The organism is Streptomyces sp. NPDC001890, assembly GCF_042891445.1.
GTDB lineage: Bacteria > Actinomycetota > Actinomycetes > Streptomycetales > Streptomycetaceae > Streptomyces.
Genome location: NZ_JBIATE010000063.1, coordinates 1 through 12,392 on the forward strand (window position 1 = coordinate 1; position 12,392 = coordinate 12,392).

The window sequence follows — 12,392 nt, forward strand, 5'->3', positions numbered from 1 at the left end:
GCCCACTCGTCGTCCGTCAGATCTCCCCGCCCCACCAACAGAACGATGCTCCATGAGGCAGGGCGCGTCACCAAGATCCGCCGGACAGGCCCTAGGACTTGTCCGGCCGATCATGGCTGTGGGTTGTTGGGCATGATGCTTGGGTGAGCATCATCGTGAAGTTCTTTGCGGCGTCGGACGACACGTCAGCGAGCCTCGCCCTCCGGACCGGGCCAGGACGGGCATTCGAGTCGCTCTCCTTCGGCAACTTCGATCCCGAAGAGGCAGTGGTCGAGTGGGAATGCCTTCTGGCCGGTGACAGCTTTGAGGACCTTGTCGAAGCCGGTGAGCCTCGCATCGTCGTCGGCCAGGACAACGACGGTTGCGTCGTCTTCGCGCTCTCACCGCGCCTGTCCACTGCACTCGCGGACGCCACGCACTCCAGGTTGAGCGACGTCGCCGCCTCGTGGACTCAGCTGCGTGCGGAGGACGGCGAGGTCATCGACACGGAGATCGCCGACGCGATCGTGGGTGATCTGGCTGCTCTCGTCAGCAGCGCCCGGCGCCGGAACCAGAGCGTCTACTGCTGGGTCGCGTAACAGTTCATGTTCGGAGCCAGATCGCGACGGCCGCGGCGGTGGCAGTGCCGAGGAAGACGTAACCGCGCTTGTCGTAGCGAGTCGCGACCGCTCGGGACTGCTTCAGACGGTTGATCGCCCGCTCGACGGTGTTGCGCTTCTTGTAGCGGTCCTCGTCGAAGCCGGGCGGCCGTCCACCGCGTGCACCTTTGCGCAGGCGGGCGGCCCGGGTATCAGTCTTCTCCAGGATGGTGTGGCGGATGCCCCGCCGTCGCAGGTACTCACGGATGAGGCCATTGCTGTAAGCCCTGTCGGCCGCAAGGCTGTCGGGCTTCTTGCGCGGCCTGCCCAGGCCAGATCTGGGCACCCGGATCTTCTCCAAGACCGGCTTGAACTGGGTGCAGTCTGCCCGCTGACCTGGAGTGACGATCAGGGACAGTGGTCGGCAGCGGCCATCCGCGCTCAGGTGGAGCTTGCTGGTGAACCCGCCGCGCGAGCGGCCCAGGCCCTCGCCTCCAGCACCACCTCCACCAGGCGGGCGACGAGACCCTGCCACGGCGTCTCGTCCTGGTGTTCCATCCCCGCGGCCCCCTTTGATCCCGGGGCCGGCGGCGGATCGATTCGGGCGCCGGCCGCGTGCTGATGCGCCCGGACGATGGTGGAGTCCACCGAGATGTCCCAGTCGATCTCGCCCGCGGCGTCGGCCGCGGCCTGGACCTGCTGGAGCAGCCGTTCCCACGTCCCGTCGGCCGACCACAGCCGGTGCCGTTCATAAACCGTCTTCCACGGGCCGAAACGTTCCGGCAGGTCACGCCACTGCACTCCGGTCCGAACCCGGTGCAGAATCCCGTCGATCACCTGCCGGTGATCCCGCCACCGGCCACAACGCCCGTTGCTGACCGGCAGGAACGGCCGCAGCCGCTCCCACTCGGCATCACTCAGATCGCCCCGCCCCATGCCCACATCAACGACCCGGACACGGAGCAGTCACATGATCCGCAAGAGAGGTTCTAATAGTCCATAGCCACCACGACGTATAGACACGCCACGACTGCGACGACGACGAGCGCAACCAAGACGATCAGTGCGCAGCCCAGTGCGCCTGCCGTCCCAGCGATCGCTGCCCAGCCGAACCGCGTTGCCCTTTCGGCTCGTTGGGCCGCGTCGTGGTACTCACCGTCGTACCAGCCTCGATCGGTCATGGTCACCCCCCGTCGAACCCTATAACTCGGCCATCTCACCCCCGAATGCGACGGCGCGGATCCCCTAGGACAGGGATGGCATGATCGCCCGGACAGCTCCTAGTAGAAACTTGAGCGGGCAACGCCGAGGATGCTGCACAGCCGCTTCACGCCATAGCGGCGCTGGAGGTCGGCGACACACTGGAAGCGGTTCACCAGCGCGTCTCCCGGGCGAAATACTTCGCCGCCTTCCGCAGGATCTCGCGTTCCTCCTCCAACTCGCGGACCTTCTTGCGCAGGGCTGCGTTTTCCGCCTCCAGCTGGGCCGGTTCCTGCGTCCGGCGTCCCCGGGGCCGACTCACCCCGGCCGCCCTGACCCAGTTCCGCAATGTTTCAGGGTTGATCCCCAGATCGGCGGCGACCGACCTGATCGTCGCTTCCGGCCGCGACTCGTACAGCGCGACCGCATCCGCTTCGCACTCCGGCGGGTAGTTCTTCATGACCACGAGATGTCCGTTCTCAGATCCTCAGGATCCAGTGTCTCGTGTGTCCAACATCAGGGGTCAAGGCCCGACCTCGCACTGAGACGTCATCCGCTTACCGATCAGCGGGTTTGTAGGTCGAACACGGGTCTTGATCCGGTGATCGGGGTGTGGTTGATGCATGAAGGCAGGGCCTCGCGGTAGCTCGGGTTTTCGAAGCCAACGAGCACCACGAGGCCCTGTTGCTGCAGTCTGTCGCGCTTGAGCCCGCAGAGTCCAACTTGCCGTCTCCGTCGTGTGACTGTCTCGCGCACAGGTTCGGCAACGCGGCGGACGGACCGGACCGCGTGCGGTGTTACGGCTCGGACGTGACCGATGCCGAGTGGAAAGTCGTCCGGCCGTTGCTGCCGGTCCCGGCATGGTTTCAGGGGCGGGGCGGGGCGGGGCGGGGCTGCCGGCCGGAGAGCTACTGCCACCGCGTCATGCTGGACGCGGTGCGCCATGTGGTCGACAACGGCGTCAAGTGGGGCAGCCTGCCTGCGGACTTCCCGCCGTACCGGCGCGTGCACGCTTTCGCCCGCCGCTGGCAGGCGACCGGTCTGCTCGCCGAGTTCCACGACCGGCTGCGCGATCGCGTGCGGGAGAAGGAGGGCCGCACGGTGTCCTCGTCGGCCTGCACCAGCCGGGCGATCACCGGCACCCGGTTCCCGCCCGCCGACGCCGGCAGCATCATCGCGCGCCGGTAGCGCACCGAACTCGTGCTGCCCCGGCGCACGATCTGCTGCAACTTCTGCCCCTCCTGGTCGGTCGGTCTGCGCACCCGCACAGGCTCAGCCACCACACCTCCAACGGTCGGAACGGACGTTGCCGCCCATCCCACCGTTCCAACCGACACCCCGGCGAACCTTCCCGGTCAGAGCACTAGTGCTGCATCAGGCAACGGTTGCCCTGTCGACGACGGCGCGTAGGCGCCGATCGTCGGCGTGGCGGTTTCGCCAGCTGATGTAGCGGCGGATCATGCTGCTCTGCTCTTTGTGGTCGGCGTGGTCGGTGCCGTCGAGGGTGAAGTGGCGCAGGGCCGTGAACTGGGCCTCGATGCGGTTGAGCCAGGAGCTGTTGGTCGGGGTGTAGACCATCTCGACGTTGTTCGCCGCAGCCCAGGTGCCGACGCGCTGGCACTTCTTCGTGGTCAGGTGCGGGGAGAAGTTGTCACTGACGATCGCGATCCGGACCTCTCGCGGGTAGAGCGTCCGCAGGTAGCGGCAGAACTCCAGGAACCGCGTCCGCTTCTTGACCGGCTTGATGTGGCCGTAGAGCTTGTCCTTGGCCAGGTCCAGGGCGGCTAACAGGTGTCGCACCCTGCCGTAGCGGTTGTAGGTCGCCCGGCGCTGTCGGCGGGGCTCACGGTCGGGATCCTTGTGCTCGCCTCCTCGTTCGGCCCACTGCCGGCCCGGGTGCGGCATCAGATTCAGGGGTCCGAACTCGTCCATACAGAAGATGACTTCAGGCTCGCCTTCCTCGGGTATGACCTCGCCGTCGGCGATCGCATAGAGGTACTCGACGCGGGCCTTCTTGGCGGCGTAGTCGGGGTCGCGGGAGGTCTTCCAGGTCTTTCAGGCGTTGAAAGGAGACGCCTTCCTCGCGGAGCAGGATGCGCAGGCCCTCGTGGCTGATGTCGTCGACCACCCCCTCAGCGACCAGGAAGTCCGCCAGTTTGGTCAGACTCCAGGTCGAGAACGGCAGGTCGTGCTCGGCCGGTTTGGACTTGGCGATCTTCTTGATCTCGCGGCGTTCAGGCAGTGTGAACGTCTTCGGCCGGCCGCCCTTGTACTTCGGATACAGCGAGTCGAAGCCGTCCGTGTTGAAGTTGTGGATCACGTCTCTGACACGGTCGTCGCTGGTGAACGACACCTCGGCGATCCTGGCCACCGGCATGCCCTGCATGGACAGCAGCACCATCTGGGCCCGCCGCCAGGGCACCACCGACCCGGCGCCCCTGCGGATGATCCGCAGCAGCCGCCGGCCCTCGTCATCATCGATCTCACGGACCTGCATTCGTATCGCCACCCGGGCAGCCTGGCGGGACGGCGCTTGCCGCACCAGGAGGCAACTTCGGCTGGTCAGCCTGCTGTCGGGCTCCGCAGGACCTGCGCTCGCATGAACCCGTGGCTCCGTTCCACTTTCGCCACGTGCAACGTGTAGCTCTGGTACCACTCGGCTTGCCCACGCTTTTGCGCTGCTCGGTGCTCGGCGTTGGTCCGCCACTCCGTGAGAGCGTCGGCGTCCCGGAAGTACCCGACGGTGATGCCCAGCCCGCCAGGAGTCTGCGCGTGGTCCATCCCCAGGAACCCCGGGACGTCCTTCACCAGGTCTTCCATGCGGGCGTTGGTCTCGCTGTAGCCGCTTTGCTCCTGGGCTCGCACCGCAGTGAAGACAGCTACGTAGTAGGGGGGTTCATAGGCTTCGACGGGCGTGGCAGAAGCTTCCGGGTGATCGCTCATGGCGTCACCGTAAGGCGGGACGTGCTCAACGATCCAGTGTCTTTCCTGACCGGAATACATGAGGGATCGGGTTCTTGACCGAAGCCGTCCGACCTCTCCCTCCAACTCCCGGAAACGGCCAGTAGCCTGCCGGCTCACAGAACGGTGCAGGGGCGGGGGACACCAGGGCGAACGTTGCCTGATGCAGCACTAGATGGTGCCGTCTCCGTGCTGGGGAGCGTCGGTGACCAGGTTGGTCACCGCACGTTCCAGACGGTTCGGCTCGGCCACCACGCTCAGCTGAGCAGGACAGCCGACGCTGAGCGGCGCAGTAGGGAATACGGCACGGTGCCCGCCGACCAGCGCGCCGATCTCCGTGCCGATGTCGCGGCGGCGCTTGGCCTCCTCGGCCTGGACGAGTGGCGACCGCGCGACGCTGCTCTGCTCGCCGCAGCAGGACACGACGGTGACCCCCGGGAGTTTGCCGTGGGCGCGCAGCCAGGCATGGGCCTCCCGGCCAGGAACCGCGGGCCCTCGGCGGTGCCGCCGTCAGCCGGCCTCGGGAAGTCCGGATGCCCGCGCCGCCAGGTGACGACGGCGGCACGGCCCGCGCCCGCGCGCTGCCCGACCTGCGACAGGTTCAAGGTCTCCATGACGGTCTCCTCGCGGCCCCCGGACATTGGTCGGGTCCGGCCCGCGCGCAGCAAAGCGACAGACCATAAGAAAGTGTGCTGAATACCCTGATTTCATGCATTATTAGGTACATTCATCTAAATTCACACTCGCGTGCGCAAGCCCCTGGGTGGCCGGCCGTTCTCCCGTCCGGCTCGGTGAGCGTGGCGTCCCTTCCCGTCGAATCGACCTTCGCAAGGGTGTGTCTGCGAACCAAGGCCACCAAGGACGTCGGCAGCACGGTCGCTGCCCGCGCGATGTCTTCAAGCTTGTCGAATCTGTCCAGGTTTGCTGGCGAGCGGTTAACGCACCCCTCCTCTTCGCCCTGGTCCGAGCGGGCGTCCACTTCGAACGTGGCCACCTCGTCGAACGCCCCGAGGTTCACGCGGCATGAACGGGATGCCAGAATTGTCCAATGACCAGCGCTAAAGAAACAGTTCACCAGTTCCTGCTGCAGGTGCGATCGGGGCTGCATCCTGGCCGGGCCGACCGCTTCATGGCCGGCCGGGTCCAGGCCCACCAGATCGTCTCGGAGGCGCCGGTGGTCGTGGAGCGAACACCGCAGCAGTACGCCGAGCACGTCCAGGAGATGCTCGACGCCTATGGCGCCTTCACGCTAACCGTGGACGAACTCATCGCCGACGGCGATCGCGTCTATGCCCGTTGGACGCAGACCGGACGACATGTCGGATCCATCGATCACTTTCCGCCGACCGGTGCGCAGATCACCGCGATGACCAGTGCGGTCTATCGAGTCGAGGACGGCCTGATTGTCGAGTACTGGATTCAGATCGACCGTCGCGGAATCACAGCCCAGCTGGAGCGAGCTGCTGCCGAGCGCTGAACCAAACCCGATCCACAGGTTTTGACAATTGCTCGGCTTGTCCTCGCGGGCACGACACGGCCGCCGTCACAGCGTTGTCGACGAGTGTCTTGGACCGGCTTCTGGGCCCCACCGTTCAGGCGCAGCTGCGGTCTGACCACGAGAATCCCCCGCAAAGGGCTGTGGGGCACGTCCGAAGCGGCCGGGGCGTGGCGACCGTTTCGGGCGGACCCTGGTACTCGGAAGCTTCCTGGACCTGTCGGCCTACGTCGACGCCGTTGAACAGCCAAGGACTGCTCATGATCCTCGACCCTGACGCGACGCTCGAAGCCGTCGCATCAAGCCTGCAGGACCTGTCGTTCCCGTGGAGCGGGGATCCCGTCGAAATGGTCGGCTGGGGCTTCTCGAACGTCGTACTCCGGGTCGGCACCGACGTCCTCATCAGGGTGCCGCGCACTTCCCTGGCCAAGGACAGTAGCAAGCACACTGCCGAGGTCCTGCGGCGACTGCCGCCCCTGCCGCTGGCCGTCCCCGAGGTGCTCGGAATGCTTCCGACCGGGCCGCGGCTGCCCTTCGGCGCCGTGCTTCTCAGGCGGCTGCCAGGCACTGTCGTGGACGACGACGTCGCTCGCGCGGATCGTGAAGCGTTCACCGGCGACCTGACAGCTTTCGTCTCGGCGCTGCACAACTGCGGCGACGAACCGCTGCTGGGCATCCTCGGGGCGGACGGGGCAGGACAGGCGATCGACGCCCTCGATACCGAGACGGCCGCAGCCACCGCGGACCGGCTTGCCGGTCGCGAGCGGCAGGTGTTCGAACGATGGGTCACAGCCTATCGGCGGTGGCTCGCCGGTGCCGAGGTCGTGCCGATCCACGGCGATGTCTGGCCCGGCAACCTCCTGCACACTTCCGGGAGGCTGTCAGGCGTCCTGGACTGGGACGAGGCGAGGGTCGGCCCGCGGGCGGTCGATCTGTGCGGCGTCTGGTACCTGGGCCGCGACTTCGCCGAGGAGATGATGAGTGCCTACGCGGCCCGGAACTCCTGTGACTACGAGGTCCTGCACGAAGAGAGCAGGCTCGCCGGAGTCCGACGTGAACTGCGGGGCGTCACCTGGTCCCTACGCCACGACGACCCCGAGGAACTCAAGGAGTCCCTGGACAAGGTGCGGCGGTCCCTGCACGAGTTCCTGCTCCCGCCCGCCTGACACGGCCGTCACCTGATCGGACCACACCATCCCGAGCTTCTCCAGCTCGGTGACCCGCCTGGCCTCCAGTGTCCCGGCCGTGTATGAGCGGCGCTGGTCGGCGATCCACCGCCCGAACGGATACCCGCCGCCCCCACCCCAGCCCTCCAGTGCGACGACCATGTACGGCACCCGCAGTACGGTGTTCCCCGTCTTGCGCAACCACCGCCCGGCCGCCTCGACCCCACGCCGCCAGTAGGCGCCCTCAGGGTCGATGACCCGCAGCCGCACGAACCGGGCCGGCACAGCCGGGTCGCGTTCCTCGCTGAACAGCAGCACTCCGCCCGCCGCTCCGCTCACCGCCCCGTCCCCACACCGCCCAGGACGTCCACGGCGTGCTCCCCGTCGCGCTCCTGGTCCTGCTGGTCGGTGTCCTCCCGGCCCTGCGGACACAAGCGCCCCGATGGTGTCCGTGTCATGCGCCCGCAAGGCCACGAGGTCCGTCGAGAGGGTCGTGCAGGCGTCCGACGTCCCATTTCATCGCCGCTTTCGCCCAGCCCGAGGAGTACCGGCACGATCAGCGTCGCGAGTTTCCCCTGGGAGTCTTCGCTCCCTTGCCTGGGGGGTTCTCGGTTCGGTGTCCGGCCTTGGGTGCTGCGGACCGGGCTGATTCGGTTTGCTTCATGGAGTCTTGAGCGTCGATGGCCGAGCGCTGCTGTTGGACAAGCCGTGAGGATGAGCTGGTCACTACTGGGTGAGGACTACCTGGTCAGGGGCGTGAGAGCTTGCACTGGTGGCCGTACGGCGGCGCCTTGGCGGAGTGTGAGGTCAATACGACTGTGACGGAACGAGGACGTCGTGGAGGACCGCCTGTGACTCGGTGCGGGATACAAATATTTCCGACCGCATGCACCGCGTTACTCCTGGGGGAACACCGTGAAGTACACCCGCATCACCGCTCTCGCCGCCATCGGCGTTGCCGCCACCCTCTCGCTCACCGCCTGTGGCAGCGACAGCTCCGGGAAGGACTCGTCCTCCAAGGGCTCCTCGTCCTCGTCTTCTTCGTCCTCGGACAGTGGCTCGAAACCGGAGGGTAGCTCAGGCTCCGGCGGCTCGGGGGCCGGTAACGCGAAGTCGGGCTCCGGCGAGGACACCGAGGCCGAAGCAGCCGCGAACAGCGCGACGAAGACCGACGACAAGGTCACGTTCTGCAAGACGGAGGACCTGGCCATCGACGCCACGGACGCCGCGCCCGACAAGGACTCCGGCAGGATCGACATCACCATGATCAACCGGGGTTCGACCACCTGCTCGGCGACAGGCTTCGCGGGCGTCGACATCAAGGACGCCGACAACACCTCGAACCCCATCGAGCGCGGCCAAGCCCAGCCGCGTATCACCACCCTGAAGCCCGGTGACGCCGCTGTCTTCAACCTCGCCTACGACATCGACAACACCGGCAACAGCCTCGCGTCCCCGACCAACATTCTGGTGACGCCCCCGAACGAGACCCACACCGTGACCCTGAAGTGGCCCGCGGGCGCGGGGGACATCAAGGGCGCCTACACCGACGTCGAGGTCTACCCCACGCATACGACCAAGTAGGGGCGGTGCGCGCGGTCCTTCGCGGGCGTGGAACTGCCGTGCTGCCGTGAGGTTGAGGGCCCACATGGTGTCCTGCGTGCGCTTCACCGGCCGCTCCTCTTCCCCGGCCGGTGTGACCTTGAGGGTGTTCTCCAACAGCCACTGCTGTACCGGCAGCAGCTGCTCCCACCCGAACCGCTGCGCGTTCACCCACCGTCCGAGGTCGTCGTCCTCAGCGACGACATCGCCGTCGACCGTGCGGAGGGTTCCGCCGGCCTGGACGTGGTCCTGGACGGGCCGGTAGCACCGATGCCACCCGGTGTTCCAGGCAGGACACCACCCCGGATCGACCGCGTCCAGCTCATTCCGCCGCGCCTGGGTCATCGCCCCAGCCGCTGAGGGCACGGGGCGGCCGGCCGCCCGGAGCTCCTCGTTCTCCCGCGCCCTGTGTGCTGCCGCCCTCGCGTTTTTTGCCCACACCCCGATCGGATGCGCGTCCCACACCGCGGTCGTCGGCGGGAGGAAGTGGCTGTGGGTGGCGGCGTACTGCTGGGCGACGGCGATCCCGTCCGCCCAGGCCGCGTCCTGCTCGGACCACACCATCCCGAGCTGCTCCAGCTCGACCTCCCGCCCGGCTTCCAGGGGCCCGGCCGCGTACGAGCGGCGCTGGTCGGCGATCCACCGCCCGAGCGGATACCCGCCGACCCCGCCCCAGTCCTCGGGCGTGACGACCGTGTACGGCACCCGGAGCACGCCGTTTCCGTTCTCGCGCAGCCACCGGCCGGCCGCCTCGATGCCACACCGCCAGTAGGGCCCCTCCGGATCAATGACCCGCAGCCGTACGAACTGGGCCAGCACGGCGGCCGGGCCGCGTTCCTTTCCGAACCGCAGCACCCCGGCAGCCGCCCCGCTCACCCGCACCCCCGCCCTCCAGGACGTCCACGGCGTCCTCACGGTCGTGCTCCTGGTCCCGGTGGTTGGTGTTCTCCCGGCCGCTGCGAACACGCGGGTGGGCCACTGCCAGCCGGTCGAGTTGGTCGGTCTGGAGGACCCGACCAGTGGTAGCGACTCGACCGGGTGATGCCGAGGATGGTGATTCACAGTCCTTACGAACCCTGTGCAACCACCCGTGCTGTCGCTGATCGTGCACTCTGTTGTACGTCTGTGATGGGACTGCCTTGCCGCACGTGGGTATGTCTGTCAGGAGGCGAGGATGGAGATGCCGTCTCCGAGCAGCTTCAGCCCGAGGACGAAGAACAGGACTGCCATGACGGCGACGTTGTGCTGGGCTGCCCAGTCCTTCCAGCCGCCGAGCGTTGTTTTTGCTCGTTGTCCTCCGAGCAGGAAGACTCCCAGGGGGGCCAGCAGGCCGAGGGTGGCGATCAGGACGAAAACTGCCAGCGATGCGATCTGCTGCCCGACCGGCAGTCCTGCTGAGCCGATCGTGGCGCCCGCGGCGATGGTCAGCGGGGCGTTCTTTGCATTGAGTGCGGCCAGGGCCGTTCCGAGTCCGAGGACTTTGACCGGTGTGAGGCGGTCGATCGCGCCCATCCACTTCGGCAGCTGGGCCTGCGAGGGTTCCCTGGGGCGGCGGTGCCACTGCCGGGCGCCGAAGAGGGCGAGGAATACGCCCAGAGCGAGCTTGAGAGCCCCTACCCAGGTGGCCGGGTGGTTGTGGGCGGAGGCGCCTGCGGGGGAGGCGATCACCAGCATCACCGTGCCCAGTGCCGTCAGTCCCAGGATCCAGCCGACGGTGAAGAGCGGTCCGTTGAGACGTCCCCGAGGTGTGGCGAGGACAAGGATGATCGCGATGATCGGGAGCGGGCTGACCGCCACGCCGGCCGCGAAACCCAGTACGTCACCGAGAACCGTGCCCATGATTGCCTCCAGGTGGGGGTCCGGATGGTGACCGGCCAGGTGGGGGGTGCATGCCCCGACCGTCTGCATGCGTGCCCACAGGACTGCCATGGACGCATCCGGGGAGTGTCGTAAGGGCCCCGGAACTGGGTCGCCACCTCTCCGGAGAAGGATCCTCAGCGGCCGGGACCATCCGCTGCTGTCCGCTGCTCGGCCCGGTGTTCCGGACCGCTGAGCGTTTCGCCCCTCGACCCCGCTCACGGGGCAACCGAAACAGCGCCGCAGGCTACGTGATCGGCTACGGCGCTGCCACCTGCCGACCAAGCGAAAGCAGCAGCCCAGAACGCGACGACGATTTCCGCAGGTCCCTACTCCATGGTCCTGCGCCCTTGCGGATCTGTCCTCGGGAGTTTCTTGGCGCTCAAGGGCCTTGGCCTGCTCGTTTCCGTGGTGGTGCCCCATCGGCCTCGACAGCAGGCCAGCATCCTTGGACGGGACGGTGACGGGCGGCGAGCGAGGCGTCCGGACGGCGAATCGGGAACGGACCGTAGCCGGTCAGTGTGAGGGAACAGCAACCCGGGCTGGACCGCAGCGCCAAGGCCCCGCAACATACCGTCCCCTGGTATCCCCAACGCCCCGGGCCAGGGGTGCGACGCGATGCGTATGCGGTCAGGATAGAAGAGGTGAGGGCGATGGCGCCTCATGTTCGGGTGCCTGGCGACCCTCGCACCGACCGCAGCAGGAGGACATCACGATGACTGCGACGACAGGCGCAGCCCAGTCGGCTCACCCCGAGCGCCCGGGCAGGTCGGATGGAGTCTGTAGCGAGTTCACCGTCTTCACCAAGATCAAGCCGGGCCATGCGGATGCGCTGCGTGAGGATCTCGCCACGCTCGCCGACGCGGCGGATGACGAGAGGGTCCACGCGGCGGTGCGTCAGATCGGCACCCTGCATGACGCACGGCACGTGATCTTCGACAACGACACCCGGTTCATGTTTGCCAGCGTTTTCGACGGCTCCTGGGACACCTACATCGACGACTTCGCCCAGACCATAGTCGGCGCCCGCTTCGACAAGGTCTTCTCGCACAGCGAAGGCTTCCCCGGCGTCACCGACCCAGGGGCGAAGGACTGGTTCGTCGCCCACCAGGAGCCCGCGGGGGTCTTCGTCAGCGCCTATCCCGACCTGACCGTTCAACAGATCTACAAGGACCACCGAGTGGACGACGCGTTCCAGGAGGTGCTGGACACCGCCGAATTCCGGGCGATGCTGGACAACCCGGCCAACGCGGAACTGCTGGGTACGCCGGCCTTCCAGAAGTTGATGGAGGAGGCCGCGGCCTAGAACCCGGACACAGTCAACCCTCAAAGCCCACCCACCATCGGCGGACCAAGCAAGCTGGTGCGAGTCGGCCAGTGCCGGGCTGTCCAGACAGAGACCGACACGGAGGCAACAGCAAACATGAACACGGCGGACTGAGGCTGATCCTTTGGAGTGGACACCCTGACAATGGATCTTGATGGTCCAGGGAGGGATGTCCAGGTGGGACGTAAGTCTCCGTATCCGGAGGA

At 67.1% G+C, this 12,392-nt stretch carries 12 protein-coding genes and 4 pseudogenes; 7 read left to right on the forward strand and 9 right to left on the reverse strand.

Annotation, left to right across the window (positions count from 1 at the left end):
• Nucleotides 1-143: 143 nt before the first annotated feature.
• Nucleotides 144-578, forward strand: coding sequence for a hypothetical protein (locus tag ACFYY1_RS42500; RefSeq protein ID WP_388595417.1), 435 nt, complete (start codon nt 144-146; stop codon nt 576-578).
• A gap of 4 nt (nt 579-582) precedes the next feature.
• Here the strand turns inward: ACFYY1_RS42500 and ACFYY1_RS42505 are convergent.
• A protein-coding gene (locus ACFYY1_RS42505; protein WP_388595419.1) for an IS5 family transposase occupies nt 583-1,514 on the reverse strand; the annotation gives its coding sequence in 2 pieces (ribosomal slippage) (nt 583-1,119 and nt 1,122-1,514; 930 coding nt in all).
• 436 nt (nt 1,515-1,950) lie between these two features.
• Entirely contained in the window at nt 1,951-2,238 is a 288-nt protein-coding gene (locus ACFYY1_RS42510; RefSeq protein ID WP_388595420.1) for a transposase, read from the reverse strand.
• A 350-nt stretch (nt 2,239-2,588) separates the two neighbouring features.
• Here ACFYY1_RS42510 and ACFYY1_RS42515 point away from each other — a divergent pair.
• A pseudogene (locus tag ACFYY1_RS42515) lies at nt 2,589-2,825 on the forward strand (transposase); the annotation flags it as partial.
• A gap of 32 nt (nt 2,826-2,857) precedes the next feature.
• Here the strand turns inward: ACFYY1_RS42515 and ACFYY1_RS42520 are convergent.
• The 4 genes and pseudogenes from ACFYY1_RS42520 to ACFYY1_RS42535 all read right to left on the reverse strand — a co-directional run.
• Nucleotides 2,858-3,058 (reverse strand): annotated as a pseudogene (locus ACFYY1_RS42520) (IS630 family transposase); the annotation flags it as partial.
• A 94-nt stretch (nt 3,059-3,152) separates the two neighbouring features.
• Nucleotides 3,153-4,275: pseudogene (locus tag ACFYY1_RS42525) on the reverse strand (IS630 family transposase).
• Nucleotides 4,276-4,340: 65 nt separating this feature from the next.
• Nucleotides 4,341-4,721, reverse strand: coding sequence for an antibiotic biosynthesis monooxygenase family protein (locus tag ACFYY1_RS42530; protein WP_388595421.1), 381 nt, complete (start codon nt 4,719-4,721; stop codon nt 4,341-4,343).
• Between the two features lie 189 nt (nt 4,722-4,910).
• Nucleotides 4,911-5,162 (reverse strand): hypothetical protein, encoded by a 252-nt coding sequence (locus tag ACFYY1_RS42535; protein WP_388595422.1) that lies wholly within the window; start codon nt 5,160-5,162, stop codon nt 4,911-4,913.
• 625 nt (nt 5,163-5,787) lie between these two features.
• Here ACFYY1_RS42535 and ACFYY1_RS42540 point away from each other — a divergent pair.
• Together ACFYY1_RS42540 and ACFYY1_RS42545 are read left to right on the forward strand one after the other, a co-directional pair.
• Nucleotides 5,788-6,216 (forward strand): ester cyclase, encoded by a 429-nt coding sequence (locus tag ACFYY1_RS42540; RefSeq protein WP_388595423.1) that lies wholly within the window; start codon nt 5,788-5,790, stop codon nt 6,214-6,216.
• A 278-nt stretch (nt 6,217-6,494) separates the two neighbouring features.
• Complete coding sequence (locus ACFYY1_RS42545) at nt 6,495-7,400, forward strand: phosphotransferase family protein (protein WP_388595424.1); 906 nt, start codon at nt 6,495-6,497, stop codon at nt 7,398-7,400.
• Here the strand turns inward: ACFYY1_RS42545 and ACFYY1_RS42550 are convergent.
• Nucleotides 7,314-7,739, reverse strand: a complete 426-nt coding sequence (locus tag ACFYY1_RS42550) for a helicase associated domain-containing protein (RefSeq protein ID WP_388595425.1) — start codon at nt 7,737-7,739, stop codon at nt 7,314-7,316. The genes ACFYY1_RS42545 and ACFYY1_RS42550 overlap by 87 nt on opposite strands.
• A gap of 576 nt (nt 7,740-8,315) precedes the next feature.
• Between ACFYY1_RS42550 and ACFYY1_RS42555 the strand changes: the two genes are divergently transcribed.
• A complete protein-coding gene (locus tag ACFYY1_RS42555; protein ID WP_388595426.1) occupies nt 8,316-8,984 on the forward strand; it encodes a DUF4232 domain-containing protein in 669 nt (222 codons plus the stop codon).
• Between the two features lie 384 nt (nt 8,985-9,368).
• Here the strand turns inward: ACFYY1_RS42555 and ACFYY1_RS42560 are convergent.
• Nucleotides 9,369-9,884: pseudogene (locus tag ACFYY1_RS42560) on the reverse strand (helicase associated domain-containing protein); the annotation flags it as partial.
• On the opposite strand from ACFYY1_RS42560, the gene ACFYY1_RS42565 reads away from it, so the two are divergent.
• A complete protein-coding gene (locus tag ACFYY1_RS42565; protein ID WP_388595427.1) occupies nt 9,790-10,044 on the forward strand; it encodes a hypothetical protein in 255 nt (84 codons plus the stop codon). The pseudogene ACFYY1_RS42560 and the gene ACFYY1_RS42565 sit on opposite strands and share 95 nt — an antisense overlap.
• 119 nt (nt 10,045-10,163) lie before the next feature.
• Here the strand turns inward: ACFYY1_RS42565 and ACFYY1_RS42570 are convergent, their stop codons facing one another.
• Nucleotides 10,164-10,841, reverse strand: a complete 678-nt coding sequence (locus tag ACFYY1_RS42570; RefSeq protein WP_388595428.1) for a GAP family protein — start codon at nt 10,839-10,841, stop codon at nt 10,164-10,166.
• Between the two features lie 733 nt (nt 10,842-11,574).
• Here ACFYY1_RS42570 and ACFYY1_RS42575 point away from each other — a divergent pair.
• A complete protein-coding gene (locus ACFYY1_RS42575) occupies nt 11,575-12,165 on the forward strand; it encodes a hypothetical protein (RefSeq protein ID WP_388595430.1) in 591 nt (196 codons plus the stop codon).
• Nucleotides 12,166-12,392 lie beyond the last annotated feature (227 nt).